The following is a 1,207-nucleotide window of genomic DNA, read 5'->3' on the forward strand; positions in this document are numbered from 1 at the left end:
GGGGCAAGGAGCGGGGGCATTTGAGGTAGGCGAGGGGAATACATCGTAGCAGCTAATGCGGTTGACCAGGGTAATAGTGGGCCCCCGGCTGTGGGTAGAGGTCACGGTAATGGTGAGGAGTCCTTCGCCAACGATGCCCGTCTCACGGGCCACGTTCCAGCGGGTGGTAATCAGGTTGTGGGTGGTGCCGCTGCCGTTGTCACAGTTGATCCCGGTGCGCAGGGCGGTACGGGACGAGTTGCTTGGGGCCGGTGAGGGCAAGGAAATTGCGGGGTTGGGACAGGCATAAAAATAATCCACAAAGTAGAAGCTTTTGTTCGCGCTGATGTCGTCGCGCAAGTTGTTGTTGGAGGGTGGCGACTCTACTTGCAGCACCAGGGCGGTCTGACCCTCCAGTTCTGCTGTGGCTGCGGCCTTGACCTGCGAGGCCAGACCGGTCTGGGCACTGGCCCGCAAACTGGCAAGCTGGCTCAAGACCAGGGGCACAAAGGCTATGCCAATAATGGCCAGGGCCACCAGAAGTTCGACAATGCTAATCCCGCCTGGTTTGTGCATCCCCCCACCCCTTATGGACACGTACCACTCACCACCTGACTGCGGCCTTGTTGGTTTATACAAACCGTGCGCTGGAAGGTGTTGGCAAAATTGCTCAGCACGATGCTGATCCGGCCCTGGTCTTGTGGAACCCCTCGAGCATCGAAGGTGAAATCGTAGGTTCCGGCGTTGGGGCAGTTGGTGGTAGAGGAAGTGGAGGCTGTCAGGGTAGCAGACTGGCACCGGACTCTAGGGAAATCGCCCTGGCCGAGTGTGAGGGTTTGCAACACCACCCGGTTGCTGGTGGTTCTGTCCAGCACCCAGACCTGATAGCTGCCACGGCCGGCTGTGTTCATCGTAATACCGCCCCTGGTGTTGTTGCGAATGGCCTCCAGCCGGGCCCGGTTGACCTGCGAAGACAACACCTGGCTGGCCTGGGAAACCGCGATACGGTCAGGATTGAAGTAGCCAAGCCCAATCGTCAGCAGTACGCCCAGGATCGCCAGGACAATGATGATTTCAATTAAGGTCAGGCCACCCACCTGCTTCATACGTGAGACTAATTGTAGACCCTATAAGCCCAGTGAAAGACCCCTGTTCGGGGGATACACCTACTTGGCTCGCAACGCCAGTTTAGTTCGGCTGTGCCGAACTAAACCTCATTTTGTTACCC

At 58.1% G+C, this 1,207-nt stretch carries 2 protein-coding genes; both read right to left on the reverse strand.

Translation table 11 applies throughout. The annotated features are described in order from the left end of the window. The coding region (locus tag Q0288_RS10320; RefSeq protein ID WP_299430085.1) for a type II secretion system protein at window positions 1–555 on the reverse strand (555 nt) is incomplete at its 3' end. Between the two features lie 11 nt (window positions 556–566). Continuing rightward, on the reverse strand, window positions 567–1,085 hold the full coding sequence (locus Q0288_RS10325) for a prepilin-type N-terminal cleavage/methylation domain-containing protein (RefSeq protein ID WP_299430087.1): 519 nt from the start codon (window positions 1,083–1,085) through the stop codon (window positions 567–569). Between the last annotated feature and the right edge of the window lie 122 nt (window positions 1,086–1,207).

This window comes from uncultured Meiothermus sp., assembly GCF_937863175.1.
GTDB lineage: Bacteria > Deinococcota > Deinococci > Deinococcales > Thermaceae > Meiothermus.

What these genes read in the sequence shown, in the direction of transcription:
- Q0288_RS10325 (WP_299430087.1), bottom strand. Translation starts at nt 1,085, where the DNA reads ATGAAGCAGGTGGGTGGCCTGACCTTAATTGAAATCATCATTGTCCTG.